We start from the raw sequence: 22,909 nt of genomic DNA, 5'->3' as shown, positions 1-22,909 counted from the left end.
GAGAGTGGTCCGTCGTTCTGGGAAAGCGACGGGCCGCTCAGGGAGATCTCCTTGTTTCTTCAGCGCAGCGCCGCGGCAATATTGCCGCCGTCCACCGTCGTCACGTCGGCCGTGGTGCGTTCGGCCAGTGCCTGATGCAGGAAGGCTTGCGCCACGTCGTCGGCCGTCACTTCCTGGCCGAGCAGATTGCCGGACATGTATTCCTTTTCCGAGACACCGCGCGCGCCCGAGCGGCTGGCAATCATGGCGTCGGTCAAAAGCCCGGACCGGATGCGGTCGGCGTTGACCGCGTTCGAGCGGATGCCGTAGGCGCCGTAGTCCAGGGCATACTGGCGCGACAAAAACAGCGTCGCCGCCTTGGGAAGGCCGTAGGCGCCGAATTTCGGCCCGGGATTGACCGCCTGCTTGGAGGTGTTGAACAGCAGCACGCCGCCCGTGCCCTGTTCGAGCATGATGCGCACCGCGTTCTGCGCCGCCGACTGGTGGGCGAAGAAGTTGAGCTCGAAGCTCTTGCGCAGCAGCGCGTCATCGATTTCGCCGATCCGGCCTTCCCAGGCCGCGCCTGCATTCGAGACCAGGATGTCGACGCCGCCATAGACCGCGACCGCCTTGTCGAAGGCGGCGCGCACCTCGGCCGGGCTGGTGATGTCGGCGCCGACCCCGATCGAATTGTTACCCGCCGCCTTTGCCGCTTCCGCGGCCTTGGCCGGATCGAGATCGACGATGACCGCATGCGCACCGTTTGCGGCGAACAGCTTCGCCGTCGCGGCGCCGATCGCCCCGGCGCCGCCGGTGATCAACGCCACCTGGCCGGTCAGCGGCTTCGGCTTGTTCGAGGCGAGCTTGGCCTGCTCCAATGACCAGTATTCGAGCGGGAAGAGGTCGGCCTTGGAGAGCGGCTGGAAATTGCCGATGGCTTCCGCGCCGCGCACCGCCTCGATCCACATCTCGCCGACATCGGAGGCGATTTTCGCGTCCTTCAGCGTGCGGCCGTGGCCGAACATGCCGAGGCCCGGCACCAATGTCAGCCGCGGCATCGGGTCGAGCATGGTGCGCTTGACGTCATCCAGCGCGTCGTTGGTCTCGAAATAGGCGCGGTAGTCCTTGGCGAAAGCCTCGACATGGCTGCGGACGGCGGCCTTGTAGTCGCCGAGCTTGTCGGCGTCGGGAGCCGGGACCGCCATCGGTCCGGTCTTGATGCGGATCGAAAGATCGGGCGTCGACACGCCGCGTCCGGCCAGCTCGGCGATCCTGGCCGAATTGATGAAATCGACGATCGCATCCGAGGTGCGGAAATCGCTGATCATTCGGTCGAAGCGGCCTTCGCCGCGCGCCACTGCGACAGCGCCGCGCAGAGTCGGCGCGATGTCGCTCGCCTTGGCGAGCTTTACCGGCAGCGCCGCCTTGGTCGCCTGCGGCTTGCCGTTCTTGGCGATATAGTCCTCGGCGATGGTCACATAGTGGATCATGCGGTCATAGGCCTGCTTGGCATCGTCGCCGAAGGTGAAGATGCCGTGCTTGTCGAGGATCAGGCCTTCGACGCTGGGGTCGGCGTCAAAAACGTCCGCCGCGACCTTGGCGAGCTCGAAGCCCGGTTTGATGTAGGGCACGTAGCCCATTTTGTCGCCGAACACCGTCTTCACCAGCGCCTTGCTGTTCTCCTGGTCGACGATGGCAAGGATCGCGGTTGAATGCGTATGGTCGACGAATTTAAGCGGCAGAAAGGCGTGCAGGAGTGTCTCGACCGATGGATTCGGCGAGGCGGGGTCGATGAGATTGGAACGCTGCAGCGCCACCATGTCCTCGTCGGAGAGCGTGTCCAGCGCGCGCGCCTTGAGCAGCGCGCCCATCTTCACCGCCGGCAAGCCTTGCGGCTCGATGACGGCCATGTCCCAGCCGCTGCCCTTGACGCAAAGCACGTCCCATTCGTCACCGACCAGATCGGTGGCCTTGGTCTTGCAGGAGGTATTGCCGCCGCCATGCAGCACCAGCCGCGGCTCTCCGCCGAGCAGGCGGGTCGTGTAGACGCGCAGCGCAAGGTCGCGGCGGACGCCCTGCTTGGCGTAGTCGGCAACCATCTTTTCCGCGTCAGCGTCGTTCCAAAGGTTCTTCATGTCGTTCCGTCCGATTCCGTATTTTGTCTGCTCATGAACAGGAAGCCGCGACGTCTTGATGACAGACGCGGCGAGGGTGGTTTCCTACGAGGCCTTTTTGCTGACCGCGCCGGCGTGATCGAGGAGGCGCCCCGCCATATGTGCGCCGACCACCAGATGCGTGCAGAGGCCGCCGGCGATTGCGGCCAGCAGCGGCTCGAACTTGCTGTCCTCCTGCACCACCATCAGCCGCTTCCCGATGGCGCGCAGCGAGGCGAGCTCGGCGGAAATGACCCGCCGGTTGTAGCTACAGTCGAGCGCCTCGCCGCTTGCATCGATGATCTGTCCGGCGATGACGCCGGCCGCGCCTTCCTTGCGGAGCGCGGCCATTTCGGCCGGCGTCAGCGCGCCGCATTTGACCAGATGGCTGTCGGCGTCCACGGCGCCGACGGAATAGAGCGCGAGATCGCAGTCGCTGATGCCGGCAAGCTGGTCGCGGATCACCGGCTCGGCGCGCAGGCCCTGTGCCAATTCTTCCGTGGACAGCACCAGCGGCGCGTAAAAGTTCAGACCCTTGGCGTTCAGCCGCCGCGCGATCTCCATCGTGCACTGATCGGGTCGGTAGGAATAGGGCGCGCCGAGATTGCCGCAGAGCTGCACCACGGTGACGTCCTGTAGATCGGCATAGGACATGATGTCGGCGATGGTGTAGACCGTGCGGCCCCAAGCGACGCCGATGCGGTCGCCCTTACTCACCAGTTCCAGGAAGACGCTCGCCGCCAGGACGGCGATGTCGGTCGACGGGTCGGCGACATAGGCGTTTTCCGGCGCGATCCAGACGGCATCGAGCTTGAAGGCGTCCTCCAGCCTGCGCGCAATGACATCGTCGGTGAAAAGCTGCGTCGAGGTCGAGATGTTGACGATGCCGGTCTCGCGCGCCTTGCGAAGATACATGGCGACCGATGCCCGCGAAATCTTGAGCTGGTTCGCCACTTCGTCCTGGCGAAGACCATGCGCATAGTAAAGCCAGGCGGCCTTGTGGATGAGCTGTTCTGCCGGTCGGATCGCCATGCCGCCTCCTCGGCTGACATTAGTCACGGCTCTCGACAAAAGTCAAATCCAGCTGGCTGGGTTATTCGTCTTCCGGCGCGGCATGATCGGGGCAGCCATTCTACCGAGCGCTCATGTCATAGCATTTCCCGGTCGATCAGGGGGATGGCATGATCGCGGGCCTGCGGATAGAAAGCTCGAAAAGACTTTTGGGGAGGATGGGATGGCCAATCCCTACGAACAGGATCTCGACCGGAACGCCGCCAACCATCAGCCGCTGACGCCGCTCACCTACCTTGAGCGGGCGGCCAAGACCTATCCCGACCATGTCGCCATCATCCACGGTAGCCAGCGCATCTCTTATCGCGATTTCTGGCGGCGGTCGCTGAAGCTCGCCTCGGCGCTGTCGAGGCATGGCATCGGCAAGGGGGATACGGTAACGGTGATGCTGTCGAACACGCCGCCGATGCTGGAGGCGCATTTCGGCGTGCCGATGGTGAAGGCGGTGCTGCATTCGCTGAACACCCGCCTCGATGCCGCCGTCATCGCCTTTCAGCTCGACCATGCCGACACCAAGGTGCTGATCGTCGACCGCGAGTTCTCGGGCGTGGTCAGGGCGGCGCTGGCATCGGCCAAGGCCAAGCCATTGGTCATCGACTATGACGACCCCGACTACGCCGCCGATGCGCCCTATCCGAAGGGCGAGCGGATCGGCTCGCTCGACTATGAGGACTTCGTCGCCGGCGGCGACGAGGCTTTTGCATGGTCGATGCCCGACGACGAATGGGACGCCATCTCGCTCAACTATACTTCCGGCACGACCGGCAATCCAAAGGGCGTCGTCTACCACCATCGCGGCGCCGCCCTGATGGCCTACACCAACACCATCCATGCGGGCATGGCCAAGCACGCCGTTTATCTTTGGACGCTGCCGATGTTCCACTGCAACGGCTGGTGCTTTCCCTGGACGCTCGCCGTGCAAGCCGGCACCCATGTCTGCCTGCGCTGGGTACGGGCAAAGCCGATCTATGACGCCATCGCCGACCACCGCGTTACCCATCTTTGCGGCGCGCCGATCGTCATGTCGGTGCTGATCAACGCGAAAGACGAGGATAAGCGCCAGTTCGCCCAGGCCGTCACCTTCAACACGGCCGCCGCGCCGCCGCCCGAGGCGGTGCTTTCCGGCATGGCCGATGCCGGCTTCGCCGTCACCCATCTCTACGGCCTGACCGAGACCTATGGGCCGGCCGTCGTCAACGAATGGCACAATGAGTGGGACGAGCTGGAGAAGGGCCCGAGGACGGCGAAGAAGGCGCGCCAGGGCGTGCGCTACGCTGCGCTGGAAGGGTTGATCGTGATGAACCCCGAGACGATGGTCGAGACGCCGGCCGACGGCCAGACCATCGGCGAGGTCATGTTCCGCGGCAACATCGTCATGAAGGGCTACCTGAAGAACCGCAAGGCCACCGACGAGGCCTTTGCCGGCGGCTGGTTCCACTCCGGCGATCTCGGTGTCATGCACCCGGACGGCTACATCCAGCTCAAGGACCGCTCCAAGGACATCATCATCTCGGGCGGCGAGAACATCTCGTCCATCGAGGTCGAGGACGCGCTCTACAAGCATCCGTCCGTCGCCTCTTGCGGAGTGGTTGCCCGCGCAGACGAGAAATGGGGCGAGGTGCCTGTCGCCTATGTCGAGCTGAAGCCCGGCAAGGTTGCGAGCGAGGCCGAGATCATCGAGCATTGCCGTGTGTTGCTCGCCCGCTTCAAAGTGCCGAAGGCGGTGGTGTTCGCCGAGATTCCGAAGACGTCTACGGGGAAGATCCAGAAGTTCAGGTTGAGGGAAATGGCGAACGGGGCGTAGTTCGCTCCCTCCAACATGGCCTTGATGTCGACAGTTTGCGCCAGCAGCCGCGACGTCTGTGCGCGTCGCTTCGCTCCTTGCTTCGCCCTAGGATGAAGGCGGCATAGGTGTCATTGGCCAACCGCCAACGTCGCTCATTGGCCCCTCGCAACTGTCACCATCTGTCACCATTTTGTACGCGTATATCGATTCCGCGTTGACTCTTCGCTGCTTTCGAATTACGAGTGACGAAAATTGAAATTCGTCACTCGTAAATCGAAAGCACCATGTCAGAAGCCGCCCACATCGTGGCCGACCCCGCCAGACAGGAGAATGTGACGCGCATTCTCGACTGTGCCGAGCGCCTGTTCCGGCATTACGGCTACGGCAAGACCAACGTTGCCGACATTGCCCGCGAGCTCGGCATGTCGCCGGCCAACATCTACCGCTTCTTCGCCTCCAAGGTCGAAATCCACCAGGCCGTCTGCGGCCGCATGCTCGGCGCCAGCTACGCGATGGCCTACGAGATTTCGCGCCTGCCGATCAGCGCGGAGGAGCGGCTGCGCCGTTACGTTCACGCCCAGTACAAGATGACGCTGGAAGTCATGCTCGACGACCAGAAGGTGCATGAGATGGTGATCGTCGCGCTCGAGCGCGACTGGGGCGTCATCGACAAGCATGTCGACCGCATCCACGACCTGCTCGCCGACGTCATCCGCGACGGCATAGAGGCCGGCGAGTTCAGGAAGCAGGACCCGGTGATCGCCTCGCGCTGTTTCGGCGCCTCCACCGTCATCCTGTGCCATCCGCAGATGGTCGCTCAGTGCCTTGCCAAGACCAACCGGGCAATGCCGGACGACCTCATCGACTACGCAATCAGAGCCTTGAAATAGCCGCTGCCCCGCCGGGTGCCGGTCGACGTTTATCTCCAGTTCGGGAGTGCTAAGGTGTCTTTGTCCAGTTCCATCCTCCGCAGGCTGCCGGCCGCGGGCCTCCCAGTCGTCGGCGTCGTTGTCGCGGCGCTCGGGCTTGCCGGCTGCAGCCAAGAGAAGAAAGCGGAAGCCCAGGAAGTCATCCGGCCGGTGAAGGTCGTCGAGATCGGCGAGGCCGAGACCACGCGCCAGCTCGACTACTCCGGTTCAGTGCGCGCCCGCACCGAGATGAATCTCGGCTTCCGCATCGCCGGCAAGGTCACCGAGCGTCTCGTCGACATCGGCCAGCATGTGAACGAGGGCGACGTGCTTGCCCGCGTCGACCCCTCCGACTACGAGCTGTCGGTGAAGAGCGCCGAGGCGAGCCTCGACGCCGCCGAGCGGCAGGTCGAGACCGTCGATCTCGCCAGGAAGCGCGCCGAGCAGCTCTATGCCAAGAACTTCGCGCCTAAGTCGCAGCTCGATCAGGCCGTTCTGAGCTATGATCAGGCCGTGGCGACGCGCGATGCCGCCCGTTCGACCCTGGCCCAGGCGCAGAACCAGGTCCATTACACCGATCTCAAAGCCGGCAAGGCCGGCATCGTCACCGCCATCTCGGCCGATATCGGTCAGGTGGTCGGCGCCGGCACGCCGGTCATGACGGTTGCCGTCGACGGCGAGAAGGAAGTGCTGATCGCGGTGCCGGAAATGGACATCGCCGGCTTCCGGCCGGGCAAGGAGGTCAAGGCGAGCTTCTGGTCGGACGAGGCGCTGACCCTTGACGGCAAGGTCCGCGAGGTGGCCGGCAGCGCCGACCCGCAGTCGCGCACCTTTGCGGTCCGGGTGTCGCTGCCCAACGATCCGCGGGTGCTGCTCGGCATGACCGCCAATGTCGCGGCGACCGTCGGCAGCAAGGCGCAGCTGGTGTCTATCCCGCTGACCGCCATGGCTGAGAAGGACGGCAAGCACATCGTCTGGACGGTCGACCGCGCGTCCGACACGGTGCATCCGCGCCCGATCAAGGTGGCGAACTTCACCGCCGACGGCGTTGCCGTTGCCGAAGGTTTGAAGCAGGGCGACGTGGTGGTGGCCGCCGGCACACAGTTCATGACCGACAATCTGAAAGTGAAGCCTTCCGGCGATGCCGCCCAGCAGTCCGCCTCGGCGGAGGATGACGTCGCCGCCACCAGCAGCCTGCGCTAACCAGGCGAAAGAACGCCTTTCCCGACCTCGCTGCGTGAGCCGCGAGCCGGGCAGGGCATGGGTTCCGGGCGGCGAAATCGCCCGATCGACGAGACGCGGCATTGGTATCCCCCGCACCACGGCCACGTCGAGCGCGATTGCGAGTCTCTCTCCGCTTGAGGTGCTCGCCGCCCGGAAGCCCACCGAGAACTCATGAGCCGCAAGGCATGCTGCCTTGCCGCCAATTGGACTGGACCTGCGCCATGACCACGGACAGCAGCACTGAAAAGCGTCCCTTCAACCTCTCGCGCTGGGCGATCGGGCATCCGAGCATCGCGCGCTTCCTGTTTGGCCTCATTATCCTGGCCGGCGCGCTCGGCCTGATGCGCATGGGCCAGAAGGAAGACCCGGACTTCACCTTCCGCGTCATGGTCGTGCAGGCAGTCTGGCCGGGCGCCTCGATCCAGGACATGGAAGACCAGGTCGTCAACAAGATCGAGCGCAAGCTGCAGGAGACGCCGCATCTCGACTTTGTCCGCTCCTACACCCGCGCCGGCAGCGCCATCATCACGCTCCAGGTAAAGGGCGACACCAACGCCGAGGAGGTGAAGGATGCCTTCTACCAGGTGCGCAAGAAGGTCGGCGATATCGCCAACGAACTGCCGCAGGGCCTGCTCGGCCCCTATTTCAACGACGAGTTCGGCGACACCTTCATCACGCTGCATTCGATCAGCGGCGACGGCTTCACCTATCCCGAGCTGAAGAAATTCGCCGTTCAGGCGCGCGACATGCTGCTGGCGACGCCGGGAGTCGAAAAGGCCGTCATCATCGGCGACCAGCCCGAGAAGATCTATATCGATGTGTCCTCCAAGGCGCTCGCCGAGCGCGGCCTGACGGTGCTTGACCTGCAGAATGCCGTGAAAGGGCAGAACGCCGTCGATCCGGCGGGCTCGGTCGATACCGGCTTGCGCTCGGTTCGCATCTCGGTCGAGGGCGACGTCACCAAGGCCGCCGATATCCGCGAGCTGAGGCTGCGCGCCGGCAATCAGGTGACGCGTCTTGGCGACATCGCCACGGTCTCTTCCGGCCTCGAGGACCCTTATGAGCGCAAGTACCGCTTCAACGGCCACGAAAGCGTCCAGGTCGGCGTCGTCATGGCCAAGGGCTTCAATGTCAGGGACGTCGGTAAGGATGTCGAGGCGACCTACAAGCGCTTCGAGGAAGGTCTGCCCTACGGCGTTGCGGTCGACCAGATCTCCGACCAGCCGGAGGTGGTCAAGGATGCCGTCAACGAATTCATGGAGGCGCTCGGCGAAGCGTTGCTGATCGTTCTCGTCGTCTCGTTCCTGTCGATCGGCTGGCGCTCCGGCCTGGTGATCGCGATCGCCATCCCGCTGGTTTTAGCCGCCACCTTCGCCATCATGTACGAGATCGGCATCGACCTGCAGCGCATCTCGCTCGGCGCGCTGATCATCGCGCTCGGTCTGCTGGTCGACGACGCCATGATCGTCGTCGAGATGATGGAGCGCAAGCTGGAGGAGGGGCTGGTCAAGATCGAGGCGGCGAGCTTCGCCTATTCCTCGACCGCCTTCCCGATGCTGACCGGCACGCTGATCACCACCGCGGGCTTCATCCCGGTCGGCTTCGCGGCCTCCACCGCGGGCGAATATGTGCGCACGCTGTTCTATGTCGTCGGCATCGCACTGGTCGTGTCGTGGTTCGTCGCGGTCTATTTCACGCCCTGGCTGGGCTACATGATCCTGAAGCAGCGCAAGCACGCCGGCACCCACCACGACGTCTTCGACACCGGCTTCTACCGGCGGCTGCGCGCGACGGTCACCTGGGCCGTGCGCCACCGCATCATCGTGCTGGCGATGACGCTGGTCACTTTCGGCACCAGCCTCTGGGCCTTCCAGTTCATCCCGCAGAACTTCTTCCCGCAGTCGTCACGTCCGGAAATTCTGGTCGATCTCTGGCTGCCGGAAGGTACCTCGATCAAGGAAGTCGAGAACCAAGCCAAGGCGCTCGAAGCGAAGATGATGGACGACCAGGACAAGCGCTTCATCGCTACCTATATCGGCGAGGGCGCTCCGCGCTTCTTCCTGCCGCTCGACCAGCAGCTTCGCAATCCGAACTTTGCCCAGCTTCTGGTGATGGCCAAGGACGAGCCGGCGCGCGAGCGGCTGATCGTCAAGATGCGAGGCATCCTCGCCAAGGACTTCCCGTCGATCCGCGCCAAGGTCGATCGTTTGTTCCTCGGGCCGCCGACCGGCTGGCCGGTGCAAATGCGCATCATGGGTCCGGATCGCCAGGAGGTGCGCCGCATCGCCGACGAGGTGAAGGCAAGGTTCGAAGCAAACCCGCTGCTCGGCGCCGTCCATGACGACTGGCTGGAGCCGGTGCCGGCGATGAAGCTGGTGGTCGACCAGGACCGAGCCCGGGCACTAGGCGTCACATCGCAGCGCATTCGCCAGATGCTGCAGGCAACCATGTCCGGTGCGCCGCTCGACGATTTCCGCGACGGCGAAGAGACGGTCTCGATCGTCGCCCGCGAGCCGGAGGCGACCCGTCATCTGCTGTCCTCGGTCGACTCCGTCTACATCCCGACCGACTTCGGCGGTTCCGTGCCCCTGTCCCAGGTGGCGAAAGTGGTGCCCGTGATGGAGCAGGGCATCGAGTGGCGGCGCGACCGTCTGCCGACCATCAGCGTGCGCGCCACGTTGCCGGATGGCGTGCAGTCGAACGACGTCGTCACCAAGATGTACAACGACATGAAGGACCTGCGCGCCGGCCTTGCCCCCGGCTACAAGATCCAGATCCAGGGCGGCGCGGAGGACTCGGCCGAAAGCCAGGCCTCGATCGCCGCCAAGGCACCGATCATGCTGGCCGTCATCGTCATCTTGCTGATGGTCCAACTGCAGCATTTCGGCAAGTCGATGCTGGTGCTGGCCACCGGCCCGCTGGGCATCATCGGCGCCGCGGCAGCCCTTCTGATCAGCGGGGCGCCGTTCGGCTTTGTCGCCATCCTCGGCGTCATAGCGCTGCTCGGCATCATCATGCGAAACTCGATCATCCTGGTCGACCAGATCGACCAGGACATCGCCGCCGGCATGGATCGATCGGAAGCGATCGTTGGCGCTGCGGTGCGCCGCTTCCGCCCGATCATGCTGACGGCGCTGACCGCGGTGCTTGCGCTGATCCCGATCTCGCGCGCCGTCTTCTGGGGGCCTCTGGCCTACGCCATGATGGGCGGCATTCTCGTCGCCACCGTGCTCACCATCCTGGTGCTGCCGGCGGGCTATGCCCTGTTCTTCGGCCGCGAGCCCAAGACGGCCAAGACAGGCGAGCAGGCGCAGGAGCCGGAACAGGTCGAAGGCATCGAAAGACCGCAGCTGGCGCTGGCTGCGGAATAAGAAGATGGCAACCTCGAATCATCCGCCATCGGCGAAAGCCGGTGGCGGATGATGCGCATCGAAAGAACGCCTCTCGCCGCCGCGGCGCGCTCGGCGAGGCGCCTACGCCACTTCCTCGGAATGCGCGATCGTCACGCCATACTCCGCAGCCGAGTCGAGCATCGTATGCCACAGGCTCTCGGCGAAGGTTGCGAATAGCAAGAGGTTGAACACGGCCCGGCCGCCTTGTCGGTTCTTCCCGCGCCAGAGCGTCACGCTGGTATGGTCGATCGAGGTGGCGGCTGCCGTGCCGACCGGGAATATTTCGGGGTGCAGGTCGATCGAGGACAGCTTGGCCAGCATCGTGCGCGCCTTGTCGCCGGAAACGCTGATCAACGCGCGCGCATGTGATTGATCGGAAAGCGAGGCCAAACCGGCAAACACGCGGGCAAGAGTCTCCATCCTTTGCCCGCCGCCTCTCGACAGCACCAGGAACTGGTCCGGTCCTGACCAGATCAGCGTCGCGTCGGCCGTGTCGACCGCCTCGGGTGTTTCCGGCGCGCCGACGCCGAAGCGAGCCTTCGCGGCATTGACCGTCTCGGCCACCTTGCCGCGCCGCGCCATCACCTGAACGAGGTCGAAATTGCGGATCTCGGTCAGCGACACGCCGGCTTCGCCCGGCGCGCCATAACGGCCGGCGACCAGGGCGCGCTCGAGCGGGCTGCGGATGTTCCAGGAAAAATCAGCCACGCTGGCGCGCTCCATCCGGATCGTAGAAGACGGAATTGCAGAGCTCGACATCGTACTCCTCGCCGCGCAGCGGATCATGCGCGCGCACGATCTCGCCGATGCGCTCGCGGCCGCGCTCGACGAGGCCGAGCCCGATCCACTGGTCGAGCACCGGCGAGAAGCAGACCGAGGTGACATAGCCCTGGTCGTTGTCTGGTCCGGGGGTCTCGCCGTTGGGAACGATGTGCGCGCCGGAGCGTAGGCGGCGCGCCTTGTCGGTCGGCTTGATGCCGACGACCACCTGCCGGTTCGGCGCGACGAGTGCTTCACGGCCGGCCATGACGCGGCCGATGAAATCCTTCTTGGTCGACATCATCTTGCCGAGACCGAGATCGGCAGCCGTTGTGGTGCCGTTGAGCTCCGGCCCGGCGACATGGCCCTTTTCGATGCGCATCACGCCGAGCGCCTCGGTGCCGTAAGGCGTCACGCCGAACGGCTTTCCCGCGATCAGCAGGTTGCGCGCCAGAGCCTCGCCGTAGCGCGCCGGCACCGAAATCTCGAACGCCATCTCGCCGGAGAAGGAGATCCGGAACAGCCTCGCCTTGAGGCCGCCGCGCAGCTTGACTTCGCGCGCGCCCATGAACGGAAAGCCTTCGTTCGACAGGTCCTCGGCCGGATCGACGATCTCCTTCAGCAGATCGCGGGTCTTCGGACCGGCGATGGAGAATTGCGCCCACTGGTCGGAGACCGAGGTCAGCTGCACGTCGAGTTCGGGGAATAGGACCTGGCGGCAGAATTCCAGATGCTGCATCACCAGCCCGGCCTTGGCGGTCGTGGTTGTGAGGAAATAATGGTCCTCGGCCAGGCGCGAGGTGGTGCCGTCGTCATAGACGACACCGTCCTCGCGCAGCATCAGTCCATAACGCGCCTTGCCGACTGCGAGGCTGGAGAACGCGTTGATATAGACGCGGTCCAGGAAGGCTCCGGCATCCGGGCCGTGCACGTCGATCTTGCCCAGCGTCGAGACATCGCAGAAGCCGACGCCGCTTCGCACCGCCTTGACCTCGCGGGTGACCGATTCCAGCCAGTCTTTTTCGCCGGGCAACGGATACCATTGCGCGCGTTTCCACAGGCCGGTGTCGACGAACACCGCGCCCTGTTCGGCCGCCCAGTGATGCGACGGCGTCAGCCGCGTCGCATGGAAATTCTCGTCGCGGTGGTGGCCGGCGAAGGCGCCGATGGCGACCGGCACATAAGGCGGCCGGTAGATGGTCGTGCCCGTTTCGGGAATGGATTTGCCGCTCACCGCCGCCATGATCGCGAGGCCGGCCACATTCGAAGTCTTGCCCTGGTCGGTCGCCATGCCGAGCGTCGTGTAGCGCTTCAGATGCTCGACCGACTCGAAACCCTCGCGTTGCGCCAGCGCGACATCGGACGCCGTCACGTCATGCTGCTGGTCGACGAAGGCCTTGCCCTTGCCGGCGACATGCCAGAGCGGCGTCAGCGAAAAGGCCTCGTCGTCGGCGAGGGGCGCCGATCCGGCGTTGCCGCTCCGTCCCGTATCGCGCGCCGCTGCCGCACCTGCCTCGAAACCTTCCCGCAGGCAGGCGCCAAGACCGAAGGCGCCGTTCGCCGCGCCTGCCGCCGCCATGCCGGGCGGCGCGCCGTCCGGCACGAAGGCGGCGATATCGTCGCGCCATCTCGGCCGGCCGCGATGATAGGAGGTGAGGCCGACCGCCGGGTTCCAGCCGCCGGAGACGGCAAGCCCGTCGGCCTCGACTTCGGCGCGCGCGCCGCCGGTCAGCGATACGGAAATCTTGCGCACACCGCTCTTGCCGCCGTCAACGCCGCTGACTGAGCCGTTGAGAATCGGGAAGCCGCCCTTGCCGGCAAGCGAGCGATGGGCCGGCGAAACGTCTGGCCGCCCATCGATCATCGCAGCGACCTGCAGTCCGGCTGCGATCGCCGCCTCCACCGTGCGCCAGCCATCCTCATTGTTGGTGAACAGCGCAATGCGTCGCGCCGGTGCAGCGGCGTAGCGGTTGATGTAGCTGCGCATGGCGGAGGCCATCATCACGCCAGGCGTATCGTTGCCGGCGAAGACGATGGGACGTTCGATCGCGCCCGCCGCGACGACGCAGCGCTTGGCGACGATACGCCAAAGCCGCTGCCGCACCTGATGCTCCGGCGGTGCCGATAGATGGTCGTTGACGCGCTCGATCGCGCCATAGGTACCGCCGTCATACACGCCGAACAGCGTCGTGCGCGTCATGATGCGGACGTCCGGCATCGCCGCGAGTTCGTCCAGGGTACGGGCAATCCACTCGGCCGCCGGCAGCCCGTCGATCGTACCGCCATCGGCCAGCAAGCGCCCGCCGAGGACAAAATCCTCCTCGCACAGGATGACGCGCGCGCCGCAGCGCGCGGCGGCAACGGCGGCGGCGAGGCCGGCCGGACCGGAGCCGGCGATCGCCACGTCGCAATGCGCCCACGCTTTGTCATAGCGATCGGGATCGGGAATGCCCGCCGCGCGGCCGAGGCCGGCGGCGCGACGGATCGCCGGTTCGTAGATCGCTTCCCAGAATTTCGCCGGCCACATGAAGGTCTTGTAGTAGAAGCCGGCGACGAAAATCGGCGCGAAGAGCTGGTTGACCGCCATGACGTCGAAATCGAGCGACGGCCAGCGGTTCTGGCTGGCGGCCTCGAGCCCTTCATAGAGCTCGGCGGTCGTTGCCTTGGTGTTCGGCTCGCGCCTTGCGCCGCTGCGCAGCTCGACCAGCGCGTTGGGCTCTTCCGAACCCGCCGTCAGGATGCCGCGCGGGCGGTGATATTTGAACGAGCGGCCGACCAGCTTGACGCCGTTGGCGACGAGCGCCGAGGCAAGCGTATCGCCCTGGAAGCCGGAGAGTGTCTTACCGTCGAAGCGGAAGGTCAGCGGCGTCGAGCGGTCGATAAGGCCGCCAGTTGAGAGGCGATTGGCATGAGAGGTCACGATGTCACCCTCTCGGTTCGATATCATGGTGAAGGGCAGCGCTGCCCCTCATCGCCCTGCCGGGCACTTCTCCCCGTATAGAGACGGGGAGAAGTGGGCTGGCCCCGATGCCGGCTCTTATCTTGCAACGCTGGCGATTGGCGAAACTGTTGGCGAGAGCGCCCCTCTCCCCGTCACTATACGGGGAGAGGATGCCGGCAGGCAGGTGAGGGGCGGCGCCGACCTGGAGCGTGAGACTCATTTCGCACCCTGCCTCGCTCCAACGCCGGCGGCGGCCTCAACCAAAGAAATCTCATGCGTCAGCGTGTTGCGCGTGACCTTCAGCCAGGCCCGGCAGCCGCCGCCGTGATACCAATGCTCGCTCATCACACCGGCGATGTTGTCGCGCAGGTAGACGTAGTCGTAGACGGCGTCTTCACCGGCATCGGCAGGCGGGCGCTGCGGCTTGGCGTCGCCGAGATAGGTGAACTCGCCGAGTTCGCGTTCGCCGCAGAAGGGACAGACTATGCGCATGGTCGGGTCTTCAATGGAGGTTCGGTTGGGCGCCCTGGCCCTTCTCGTCAATCATGGCGCCGCGCTGGAACCGGTCGAGGCGGAAGCGGGCGGCTTCCTTGTGCGATTGATCGCGGGCGATGAGATGAGCAAAGACGAAGCCGGAGCCAGGCGTCGCCTTGAAGCCGCCATAGCACCAGCCGGCATTGAGATAGAGGCCGTCGACCGGGCTCTTGTCGATGATCGGCGAGCCGTCCATCGACATGTCCATGATGCCGCCCCATTGGCGCAGGAGCCGCACGCGGCCGATCATCGGGATCAGCGCCATGCCGCCTCCGCAGACATCCTCCACGACAGGCAGATTGCCGCGCTGGGCATAGGAGTTGTAGCCGTCGATGTCGCCGCCGAAGACCAGTCCGCCCTTGTCCGACTGGCTGACATAGAAATGCCCGGCGCCGAAGGTCATGACGTTGGGCAGGAGCGGCTTGATCGCTTCGGAGACGAAGGCCTGCAGCACATGGCTCTCGATCGGCAGGCGCAGTCCGGCCATTGCCGCCACGCGCGATGAGGAGCCCGCGACCGCCATGCCGACCTTGCCGGCGCCGATCCGGCCGCGCGAGGTCTCGACGCCGGTCACTTTGCCGTTGGTGTCGCGCATGAAGCCGGTGACTTCGCAGTTCTGGATGATGTCGACGCCGAGCTCGCTCGCCGCGTGCGCGTAGCCCCACACCACGGCATCATGACGCGCCGTGCCGCCGCGCCGCTGTAAGAGCCCGCCCTGCACCGGGAAGCGCGCATTGTCGAAGTTCAGGAACGGCATCATTTTCCTGAGCGCCGCCTGGTCGAGCAGCTCGGCATCGATGCCGTTGAGGCGCATGGTGTTGCCGCGTCGGGCAAAGGCGTCGCGCTGCGCGTCGGAATGGTAGAGGTTGATGACGCCGCGCTGGCTGACCATCGCGTTGTAGTTCAAATCCTGCTCCATCCGCTCCCACAGCTTCATCGACAGTTCATAGAAGCCGGTGTTGCCGGGCAGGCCGTAGTTGGAGCGGATGATGGTGGTGTTGCGGCCGGCACTGCCGGAGCCGATCCAGCCCTTCTCCAGCACGGCGACGTTGCGGATGCCAAACTCGTTGGCGAGGAACCAGGCGGTCGCCAGCCCGTGCCCGCCACCGCCGATGATCACCACGTCGTAGCGATCCTTCGGAGCCGCATCTCGCCAGGTCGGCTTCCAGGTCTTGTGGCCGGAGAGGGCGGCACGGGCGAGCGAGAAGATCGAGTATTTCATGAAATCATTCCGAGGCCGCTCGCCCACGCCGACTCTTCTCTATCGCATCGGATTGCACGGCCGACGGGCTTTAGATGTCCAACGTGTGGTCGCGCTCCCACTGCGTGAAGTGCGAAGCATAGGAATTCCATTCCTGTTGCTTCAGCTTTAGATATGCCGACGAAAATTCCTCACCCAGCGCCGCCTTCAGCGATTTGTCCTTGTCGAACTCACGCAGCGCATCGAGCAGGTTGAGCGGCAGTTTCGGCGCATCCGTCACGGTATGACCGAACTGGTACATGTCGATGTCGTAGCGCTTGCCGGGATCGGCCTTCGAGCGGATGCCGTCGAGGCCGGCAGCGATGATCACTGCCTGCAGCAAATAGGGATTGGCGGCGCCGTCCGGCAGACGCAGCTCGAAGCGGCCCGGTCCCGGCACGCGCACCATGTGGGTACGGTTGTTACCGGTCCAGGTCACCGTGTTTGGCGCCCAGGTGGCGCCCGAAATGGTGCGCGGCGCGTTGATGCGCTTGTAGGAGTTGACCGTCGGATTGGTGATCGCGGCAAGTGCCGAAGCATGCTTCATGATGCCGCCGAGGAAGTTCCTGCCCTTGGCGGACAGGCCGAGCTCCTCCGAATTGTCGGCGAAGACATTGGTCTTGCCGGTCTCGTCCCACACCGAGATGTGCGCATGGCAGCCATTGCCGGTCAGGCCCTGGAAGGGCTTGGGCATGAAAGTCGCGCGCAGCCCATGCTTTTCCGCAACTGACTTGACCATAAACTTGAAGAAAGAGTGCTTGTCGGCGGTCGCCAGCGCGTGATCGAAGGTCCAGTTCATTTCGAACTGGCCGTTGGCGTCCTCATGGTCGTTCTGGTACGGACCCCAGCCCAGCGCCAGCATATGGTCGCAGATCTCGGCGATCACGTCGTAGCGACGCATCACCGCTTGCTGGTCGTAGCAGGGTTTCGACGCCGTGTCGTACTGGTCGGAGATAGCGCTGCCGTCCGGCGAGATCAGGAAGAACTCGGCCTCGATGCCGGTCTTGACATGCATGCCGTCGCGGGCGGCCTCTTCGATCAGCCGCTTCAACGTGTTGCGCGGCGCCTGGTCGACGAGCTTGTCGTCCATCACGCACGTGGCCGCCACCCAGGCTACCTCCGGCTTCCACGGCAGCTGGATCACCGAATCCGGATCCGGCACCGCCAGCATGTCGGGGTGCGCCGGCGTGAGATCGAGCCACGTGGCGAAGCCGGCAAATCCGGCGCCGTCCTTCTGCATGTCGGCGATCGCCTGCGCCGGCACCAGCTTGGCACGCTGCCCGCCGAACAGGTCGGTGTAGGAGATCATGAAGTATTTGACGCCGTTCTCCTTGGCGAATGCGGCGAGATCGTTCCCCATTATAGTTCCTCGCTTATGTGGTCCTGGATGGTGTGTCCTAGAAGCCGTTCTTCCCCGGTATCCAGTTGGTGCCGGCAAGCGGCACGCCGGCCATGGCGGCTGCTTCGATGCTGAGCGCGACCAGGTCCTCGGGCTCGAGATTGTGCAGGCTGTTCTTGCCGCAGGCGCGGGCAATGGTTTGAGCCTCGAGCGTCATCACCTTCAAGTAGTTGGCGAGCCGCCGACCGGCGGCGATCGGATCGACGCGCTTCATCAACTCGGGATCCTGCGTGGTGATGCCGGCCGGGTCCTTGCCTTCGTGCCAGTCGTCATAGGCGCCGGCCGTGGTGCCGAGCGCGTTGTAATCCGTCTCCCAGCGCGGGTCGTTGTCGCCAAGCGCCACGAGTGCGGCGGTGCCGATCGACACCGCGTCGACGCCGAGCGCCAGCGCCTTGGCGACATCGGCGCCGTTGCGGATGCCGCCGGAGACGATCAGCTGCACCTTGCGGTGCATGCCGAGGTCCTGCAGCGCCTGCACCGCCGGCCTGATGCAGGCGAGCGTCGGCTGACCGACGTTCTCGATGAATACTTCCTGGGTCGCGGCGGTGCCGCCCTGCATGCCGTCGACCACGACGACGTCGGCGCCGGCCTTCACCGCAAGCGCGGTGTCGTAATAAGGACGGGCGCCCCCGACCTTGACGTAGATCGGCTTCTCCCAGTCGGTGATCTCGCGCAGCTCCAGGATCTTGATCTCAAGATCGTCCGGGCCGGTCCAGTCGGGATGGCGCGAGGCCGAGCGCTGGTCGATGCCCTTGGGCAGCGTGCGCATCTCGGCGACGCGGTCGGAGATCTTCTGTCCCAGCAGCATGCCGCCGCCGCCGGGCTTGGCGCCCTGTCCGACGACAACTTCGATCGCGTCGGCACGGCGCAGGTCACGCGGGTTCATGCCGTAGCGCGACGGCAGGTATTGGTAGACCAGCGTCTTCGAATGGCCGCGCTCTTCCTCGGTCATGCCGCCGTCGCCGGTAGTGGTCGAGGTGCCGGAAAGCGTCGCGCCTCGGCCGAGCGCTTCCTTGGCCGGACCGGAGAGCGAGCCGAAGCTCATGCCGGCGATGGTGATCGGGATCTTCAGCTCGATCGGCTTTTTGGCGTGGCGCGAGCCCAGCACCACGCTGGTGTCGCAGCGCTCCCTATAGCCTTCAAGCGGATAGCGCGAGATCGAGGCGCCGAGGAACAGGAGGTCGTCGAAATGCGGCAGCTTGCGCTTGGCGCCGGCCCCGCGGATGTCATAGATGCCGGTCGCGGCCGCGCGGCGTATTTCGGAAAGCGTGTAGTCGTCGAAGGTCGCGGACTTGCGTGGCGTCGTCGGCGGGTTGCGGTAGGTCATCTTGCCTCAATACGCGTCGGCGTTGTCGATATTGAAATTGTAGAGCTTCCGGGCCGAGCCGTAGCGCTTGAACTCCGAAGCTTCGACGTCGGTGACGCCGGCCTTGTCGAGCAGGCCCTGCAGCAGTTCGATATGCTCGGGCCGCATCTCCTTGGCGATGCAGTCGGCACCCAGGCTTTCGACCTTGCCGCGCACGAAGAGCCGCGCCTCATAGATGGAATCGCCCAGGGCGTCGCCGGCATCGCCCAGCACCACCAGATTACCGGACTGCGCCATGAAGGCCGACATGTGGCCGATATTGCCGTGCACGACGATATCGATGCCCTTCATCGAGATGCCGCAGCGCGAGGAAGCATTGCCCTCGATGACCAAGAGGCCGCCGCGGCCGGTGGCGCCGGCATACTGGCTGGCATCGCCTTTGACCACGATCGAGCCGGACATCATGTTCTCGCCGACGCCGGGGCCGGCCGAGCCATGCACGGTGATCGCGGCACCATCATTCATGCCGGCGCAGTAATAGCCGACGCTGCCGCGCACATCGATGCTGATCGGCTGGTCGACGCCGACGGCGACCGAATGGCTGCCTTTCGGGTTGAGCACTTCCCAAGCGGTCTCGTTCGAGCCGGGGGTCAGCTGATGAAGCGCCTGGTTCAGCTCGCGCAGCGACTGTTCTGCGAGGTCGAAGACCCTCGCATGGCCTTGCTCGCGCTGCGCCTTCGGCATGGGTGTTGCAGGCATGAACTCAATGCTCCCAGAAATAGACCGTTGCGGGCTCCGGCTCCCAGACCCTCGCATTGTCTATGCCGGGCAATTTTGTGAGCGCGCGATATTCCGAGCCAAACGCGACATACTGGTCGGTCTCGGCCATCACGGCCGGCTTGCAGGCGATCGGATCGCGCACAACGCCGAAGCCGTTCTTGGTCCCGACGACGAAGGTGAAAAAGCCGTCGAGGTCGGAGAGCGTGCCTTCGAGCGCTTCGCCGAGATTCTTGCCATGCGCCATCCTGTTGGAGAGATAGGCGGCCGCCACTTCCGTATCATTCTCCGTCTCGAAGGTCATGCCTTCACGCACCAGCTCGCGGCGGACATTGTTGTGGTTGGAGAGCGAACCGTTGTGCACCAGGCACTGGTCGGCGCCGGTCGAGAAGGGATGCGCGCCCATCGTAGTGACCGCCGACTCCGTCGCCATGCGGGTGTGGCCGATGCCATGCGTGCCGGTCATCGAGCGCACGTCGAAGCGATCGACGACGGCTTCCGGCAGGCCGACTTCCTTGTAGATCTCGACTGCTTCGCCGGCGCCCATGATGCGGATATCGGGCCGAAGCGACTGCAGCGCCTCACGCGCGGCGTCGACCTTGTCGGGCGTGGTGCGGATAACCGCATGCGTCGACTTCACCGCGACGCTCACCGGCGCGCCGACCGCCTTGGCGAGCTCGACGTCGAGGCGGCGGAAATCGCGCTCGGGCTTCGGCGACTGCACGGTGATCTTAGCCTCGTTGCCGGTCGCCGCGCCATAGATGGCGATGCCGGCGCTGTCCGGACCGCGGTCGCTGAGCGAGATAAGCATCTCCGACAGCATCGCGCCGAGCTTCGGCTCCAGCGTCTTGTCCTTGAGGAAAAGTCCGACGATTCCGCACATGTCAGCCTCCGACGTTTGTGGCTTCCAAATGGTGTACCGAATGAAATCCGCGAATTCAATGGCATGAAAGAAATTTTCCTCTGATTATATTTCCGTTCTCGCGCCGCCTGTAGCGTTGTCGCCGTCGGGATGGCCGTGGGCCCATATCGCGTGGCGAACGCGCGCTATCGTGTAGGCATCGAGGATCGACAGCGCATAGATCAGGAACCCGCCGGCATGGCGACCGATGAAGCTGGCATCCGCCGGCGCCACCTTGGTTGTGACCCAGCCGAGGATCACCATGAAGAACAGGAACTGCAGGCCCCGCGCCGGCAAGCCGAGCATGACATGTCCGCTGCCCGGCAGGACGATCGCGGAGGCCAGGACAAAATAAGGGTTCGAAGGCCGGGCGGCGGGTTCGGTGGCGTTGCTCATGCGGCCTGCCTTTCGCACTGGTTGATCGCGTCGCGAATCGAGGATGCGGCTTCGAGCAGTTTTTCGATCAATGTCGGATCGAGCCTCGCGTCGCCGAAAGCGGCTTGCCGGAACACACCGTAGCGCGCCCGATCGGCCTGGGCCAGCAGCCACACGATGCGCACGCCCTTCGGCGTGATCAGCAATTCCTTGGCGCGGCTTTCGCCGAATATCCCGGCATGCGCGGCGATCACCTCCTGCGGGAAGACGATGCCTTTGCGGTCTGTCCGCAGCACCGCCTCGTCGGGGAACGCCGCCGTCTTCGGCAGCGTGTGTTCGAGATGGTCGAAATTGGAGAAGCTCGTCGGCGATCCCGGCCGCATCATCATGTCGAAAACGCCCGGCACCGCCACCGGCTCGGTGATCGACACGCTGAGCCAGCGCGCGGGAAGCTTTCTGGTCGCGAGCGTGTCAACGATGGTACGCACCTGCGCTCGCTCGCCCTTGTGCGAACCCGCCCAGGTAGCGACGCCGGCCGTGCCGTCGGAGACGTCGATCGCGTCGCGAATAACGGCGCGGATGGCGGCCTCGTCGTCGGCGAGCGCCGCCCTGGCCCTGTTGCGGCTGGAGCGCGCAAGCCAGGCAAGGTGAAGGACGACCGCAAATACGATCGCCCCGGCAAACAAGATTGACGTCAACTCAGACATCTCGACACGCCAAGATCCGCCGCCAGGCGGCGGGTCTTTTTCCGTTCAATAGCCCTGCGGCTTCGGCCAGGGCATGGTGAACTGGTCGCCGCGGCGCACGAACTTGTAGCGGTAGAAGTGGAACCACAGCGAGATCAGGAAGTAGAAGGCGATCATCGCGATCAGCTGCGAGCCGAAGCCGAGGAAGATGGCGAAGAAGGTCACCACGCACAGGCAGAACAGCACGATCGCCGGCAGCGGATGGAAGGGATGCGTGTAGCCACGGCGGATCGAGCCGAGCGGCCACTTCTTGCGGAACATCATGATGTTGATGCTCATGAAGGTGTATTGCAGCACGCCCGACAGGATCGAGAAGGTGATCGCCTGGTTGAGATCGGCGATGAAGGCGAAGGCCAGCGCGATCGGCAGCAGGAACAGGATCGACCGATAGGGCGTGCGATACTTCGGATGCACCGCCGAGAACCAGCTCGGCAGGTAGCGGTCGCGGCCGAGCGAGAACCAGGCGCGGGCGGCGTCATTGATGCAGCCATTGGCCGAGGCAAGGGCTGCAAGCAGCGTCGCGATGAAGAGCAGGTTCTCGAGCAGCGGGCTGCCGGTCAGCTTGCCGGCGTCCCAGAGCGGATAATAGGTGATGCCGAGATATTCCCACGGCATCAGCGAGGCGCAGACATACCAGGTCATGGCGGCGGCGATCAGAAGCGTGATCATGCCGGCCATCGTGCCGTAGGGCAGGGAACGCGCCGGCGAGCGCACTTCCTCGGCCGCTTGCGTGGTGCCCTCGATGCCGAGATAGTACCAGATGCCGAACTGGAAGGCGGCGATCACGCCGATCCAGCCATAGGGCAGCGCGTTGCCGGGAGTGACCAGTTCGTTGAGCTTCAGCACCGCCCCTTGCGTCCATGGACTGACCGAAAAGAACAGGATGACGATCGAGATATAGGCGATCGCCGTGATGACGAAGTTGACGTTGAGCGTCATCAGCACGCCGCGATAGTTGAGCCATGCCAGCACGACGATGGTGGCGGCGATGAAGGAATTGTGGGTCAATCCCTCGACACCTGCTTTGGCAACGATGGTGTCGCCGAGCAGGATCGCATCCGAGACTTCGAGCATCGTGTAGGCAAAGACCAGGAACAGCGCGACGTTGAAAGCCATCAGTGGCCCGACGATGTGCTTGGCCTGCGCGTACTGGCCGCCGGCGGCGGCGACCGTCGACGTCACTTCCGAATCGATCATCGCGACCGAGGTGTAGAGCAGTCCGACGACCCAGCAGACGATCAGCGCGGCGAGTGCGCCGCCCTTGTCGGCGGCAAAATTCCAGCCGGTGAACTCGCCGACCAGCACGATGCCGACGCCGAGCGCCCAGACATGGGCGGGGCCGAGCACGCGTAGCAGCGAGACGCGGTCGCCGTGGACCACCGTTTCTCTCGTTTCAACCGCGACTGTCATTGGTGAGG

Annotated in this window: 17 protein-coding genes; 4 read left to right on the top strand and 13 right to left on the bottom strand. The window is 64.8% G+C overall.

Annotation, left to right across the window (positions count from 1 at the left end):
• Nucleotides 1-59: 59 nt before the first annotated feature.
• Complete coding sequence (locus tag P9254_RS23510; RefSeq protein ID WP_127216824.1) at nucleotides 60-2,114, bottom strand: bifunctional aldolase/short-chain dehydrogenase; 2,055 nt, start codon at nucleotides 2,112-2,114, stop codon at nucleotides 60-62.
• Between the two features lie 84 nt (nucleotides 2,115-2,198).
• Nucleotides 2,199-3,164, bottom strand: a complete 966-nt coding sequence (locus tag P9254_RS23505; protein ID WP_278057188.1) for a sugar-binding transcriptional regulator — start codon at nucleotides 3,162-3,164, stop codon at nucleotides 2,199-2,201.
• A 202-nt stretch (nucleotides 3,165-3,366) separates the two neighbouring features.
• On the opposite strand from P9254_RS23505, the gene P9254_RS23500 reads away from it, so the two are divergent.
• The 4 genes from P9254_RS23500 to P9254_RS23485 all read left to right on the top strand — a co-directional run bounded on the left by P9254_RS23500 (nucleotide 3,367) and on the right by P9254_RS23485 (nucleotide 10,492).
• Entirely contained in the window at nucleotides 3,367-5,007 is a 1,641-nt protein-coding gene (locus tag P9254_RS23500) for an acyl-CoA synthetase (RefSeq protein ID WP_278057187.1), read from the top strand.
• A 266-nt stretch (nucleotides 5,008-5,273) separates the two neighbouring features.
• Nucleotides 5,274-5,879 carry a TetR family transcriptional regulator gene (locus P9254_RS23495; RefSeq protein ID WP_278057186.1) on the top strand — a complete coding sequence of 202 codons (606 nt, stop codon included), beginning with the start codon at nucleotides 5,274-5,276 and terminating at the stop codon, nucleotides 5,877-5,879.
• A gap of 54 nt (nucleotides 5,880-5,933) precedes the next feature.
• Entirely contained in the window at nucleotides 5,934-7,100 is a 1,167-nt protein-coding gene (locus tag P9254_RS23490) for an efflux RND transporter periplasmic adaptor subunit (RefSeq protein WP_095800958.1), read from the top strand.
• Nucleotides 7,101-7,342: 242 nt separating this feature from the next.
• Nucleotides 7,343-10,492, top strand: coding sequence for an efflux RND transporter permease subunit (locus P9254_RS23485; RefSeq protein WP_127246478.1), 3,150 nt, complete (start codon nucleotides 7,343-7,345; stop codon nucleotides 10,490-10,492).
• Nucleotides 10,493-10,594: 102 nt separating this feature from the next.
• On the opposite strand, the gene P9254_RS23480 is transcribed toward P9254_RS23485, so the two are convergent.
• The 11 genes from P9254_RS23480 to P9254_RS23430 all read right to left on the bottom strand — a co-directional run bounded on the left by P9254_RS23480 (nucleotide 10,595) and on the right by P9254_RS23430 (nucleotide 22,901).
• On the bottom strand, nucleotides 10,595-11,221 hold the full coding sequence (locus P9254_RS23480) for a sarcosine oxidase subunit gamma (RefSeq protein ID WP_127246477.1): 627 nt from the start codon (nucleotides 11,219-11,221) through the stop codon (nucleotides 10,595-10,597).
• Complete coding sequence (locus P9254_RS23475; RefSeq protein WP_278057185.1) at nucleotides 11,214-14,219, bottom strand: sarcosine oxidase subunit alpha; 3,006 nt, start codon at nucleotides 14,217-14,219, stop codon at nucleotides 11,214-11,216. The genes P9254_RS23480 and P9254_RS23475 overlap by 8 nt, the downstream gene beginning before the upstream one ends.
• 210 nt (nucleotides 14,220-14,429) lie before the next feature.
• Nucleotides 14,430-14,705: a sarcosine oxidase subunit delta gene (locus P9254_RS23470; RefSeq protein WP_127246475.1), complete on the bottom strand. Its 276-nt coding sequence runs from the start codon at nucleotides 14,703-14,705 to the stop codon at nucleotides 14,430-14,432.
• Between the two features lie 10 nt (nucleotides 14,706-14,715).
• Entirely contained in the window at nucleotides 14,716-15,969 is a 1,254-nt protein-coding gene (locus P9254_RS23465; protein WP_278057184.1) for a sarcosine oxidase subunit beta family protein, read from the bottom strand.
• Nucleotides 15,970-16,039: 70 nt separating this feature from the next.
• A complete protein-coding gene (gene glnT / locus P9254_RS23460) occupies nucleotides 16,040-17,347 on the bottom strand; it encodes a type III glutamate--ammonia ligase (RefSeq protein WP_066988949.1) in 1,308 nt (435 codons plus the stop codon).
• A gap of 37 nt (nucleotides 17,348-17,384) precedes the next feature.
• Nucleotides 17,385-18,713: an FMN-binding glutamate synthase family protein gene (locus P9254_RS23455; RefSeq protein ID WP_066988947.1), complete on the bottom strand. Its 1,329-nt coding sequence runs from the start codon at nucleotides 18,711-18,713 to the stop codon at nucleotides 17,385-17,387.
• Between the two features lie 6 nt (nucleotides 18,714-18,719).
• On the bottom strand, nucleotides 18,720-19,451 hold the full coding sequence (locus P9254_RS23450; protein ID WP_067327760.1) for a GXGXG domain-containing protein: 732 nt from the start codon (nucleotides 19,449-19,451) through the stop codon (nucleotides 18,720-18,722).
• Nucleotides 19,452-19,455: 4 nt separating this feature from the next.
• The gene (locus P9254_RS23445; protein ID WP_278057183.1) at nucleotides 19,456-20,352 is read right to left on the bottom strand and encodes a class II glutamine amidotransferase; all 897 of its coding nucleotides are present in this window, start codon (nucleotides 20,350-20,352) and stop codon (nucleotides 19,456-19,458) included.
• Nucleotides 20,353-20,436: 84 nt separating this feature from the next.
• Nucleotides 20,437-20,766, bottom strand: coding sequence for a hypothetical protein (locus tag P9254_RS23440; protein WP_127214936.1), 330 nt, complete (start codon nucleotides 20,764-20,766; stop codon nucleotides 20,437-20,439).
• The gene (locus P9254_RS23435) at nucleotides 20,763-21,452 is read right to left on the bottom strand and encodes a hypothetical protein (RefSeq protein WP_278057182.1); all 690 of its coding nucleotides are present in this window, start codon (nucleotides 21,450-21,452) and stop codon (nucleotides 20,763-20,765) included. Before P9254_RS23435 ends, P9254_RS23440 begins: the two co-directional genes overlap by 4 nt.
• A 45-nt stretch (nucleotides 21,453-21,497) precedes the next feature.
• Nucleotides 21,498-22,901 (bottom strand): APC family permease, encoded by a 1,404-nt coding sequence (locus tag P9254_RS23430; protein WP_066988937.1) that lies wholly within the window; start codon nucleotides 22,899-22,901, stop codon nucleotides 21,498-21,500.
• Nucleotides 22,902-22,909: the final 8 nt, after the last annotated feature.

Origin of the sequence: Mesorhizobium sp. WSM4983 (genome assembly GCF_029625765.1) — a bacterium.
GTDB lineage: Bacteria > Pseudomonadota > Alphaproteobacteria > Rhizobiales > Rhizobiaceae > Mesorhizobium.
Note: the sequence above shows the minus strand (reverse complement) of the source record. Positions and strands in the feature narration are given on the sequence as shown.

What these genes read in the sequence shown, in the direction of transcription:
- P9254_RS23475 (WP_278057185.1), bottom strand. Translation starts at nt 14,219, where the DNA reads ATGATATCGAACCGAGAGGGTGACATCGTGACCTCTCATGCCAATCGC.
- P9254_RS23440 (WP_127214936.1), bottom strand. Translation starts at nt 20,766, where the DNA reads ATGAGCAACGCCACCGAACCCGCCGCCCGGCCTTCGAACCCTTATTTT.
- P9254_RS23495 (WP_278057186.1), top strand. Translation starts at nt 5,274, where the DNA reads ATGTCAGAAGCCGCCCACATCGTGGCCGACCCCGCCAGACAGGAGAAT.
- P9254_RS23455 (WP_066988947.1), bottom strand. Translation starts at nt 18,713, where the DNA reads ATGACCTACCGCAACCCGCCGACGACGCCACGCAAGTCCGCGACCTTC.
- P9254_RS23500 (WP_278057187.1), top strand. Translation starts at nt 3,367, where the DNA reads ATGGCCAATCCCTACGAACAGGATCTCGACCGGAACGCCGCCAACCAT.
- P9254_RS23485 (WP_127246478.1), top strand. Translation starts at nt 7,343, where the DNA reads ATGACCACGGACAGCAGCACTGAAAAGCGTCCCTTCAACCTCTCGCGC.
- P9254_RS23465 (WP_278057184.1), bottom strand. Translation starts at nt 15,969, where the DNA reads ATGAAATACTCGATCTTCTCGCTCGCCCGTGCCGCCCTCTCCGGCCAC.
- P9254_RS23505 (WP_278057188.1), bottom strand. Translation starts at nt 3,164, where the DNA reads ATGGCGATCCGACCGGCAGAACAGCTCATCCACAAGGCCGCCTGGCTT.
- P9254_RS23445 (WP_278057183.1), bottom strand. Translation starts at nt 20,352, where the DNA reads ATGTGCGGAATCGTCGGACTTTTCCTCAAGGACAAGACGCTGGAGCCG.
- P9254_RS23435 (WP_278057182.1), bottom strand. Translation starts at nt 21,452, where the DNA reads ATGTCTGAGTTGACGTCAATCTTGTTTGCCGGGGCGATCGTATTTGCG.
- P9254_RS23470 (WP_127246475.1), bottom strand. Translation starts at nt 14,705, where the DNA reads ATGCGCATAGTCTGTCCCTTCTGCGGCGAACGCGAACTCGGCGAGTTC.
- P9254_RS23450 (WP_067327760.1), bottom strand. Translation starts at nt 19,451, where the DNA reads ATGCCTGCAACACCCATGCCGAAGGCGCAGCGCGAGCAAGGCCATGCG.
- glnT (WP_066988949.1), bottom strand. Translation starts at nt 17,347, where the DNA reads ATGGGGAACGATCTCGCCGCATTCGCCAAGGAGAACGGCGTCAAATAC.
- P9254_RS23430 (WP_066988937.1), bottom strand. Translation starts at nt 22,901, where the DNA reads ATGACAGTCGCGGTTGAAACGAGAGAAACGGTGGTCCACGGCGACCGC.
- P9254_RS23510 (WP_127216824.1), bottom strand. Translation starts at nt 2,114, where the DNA reads ATGAAGAACCTTTGGAACGACGCTGACGCGGAAAAGATGGTTGCCGAC.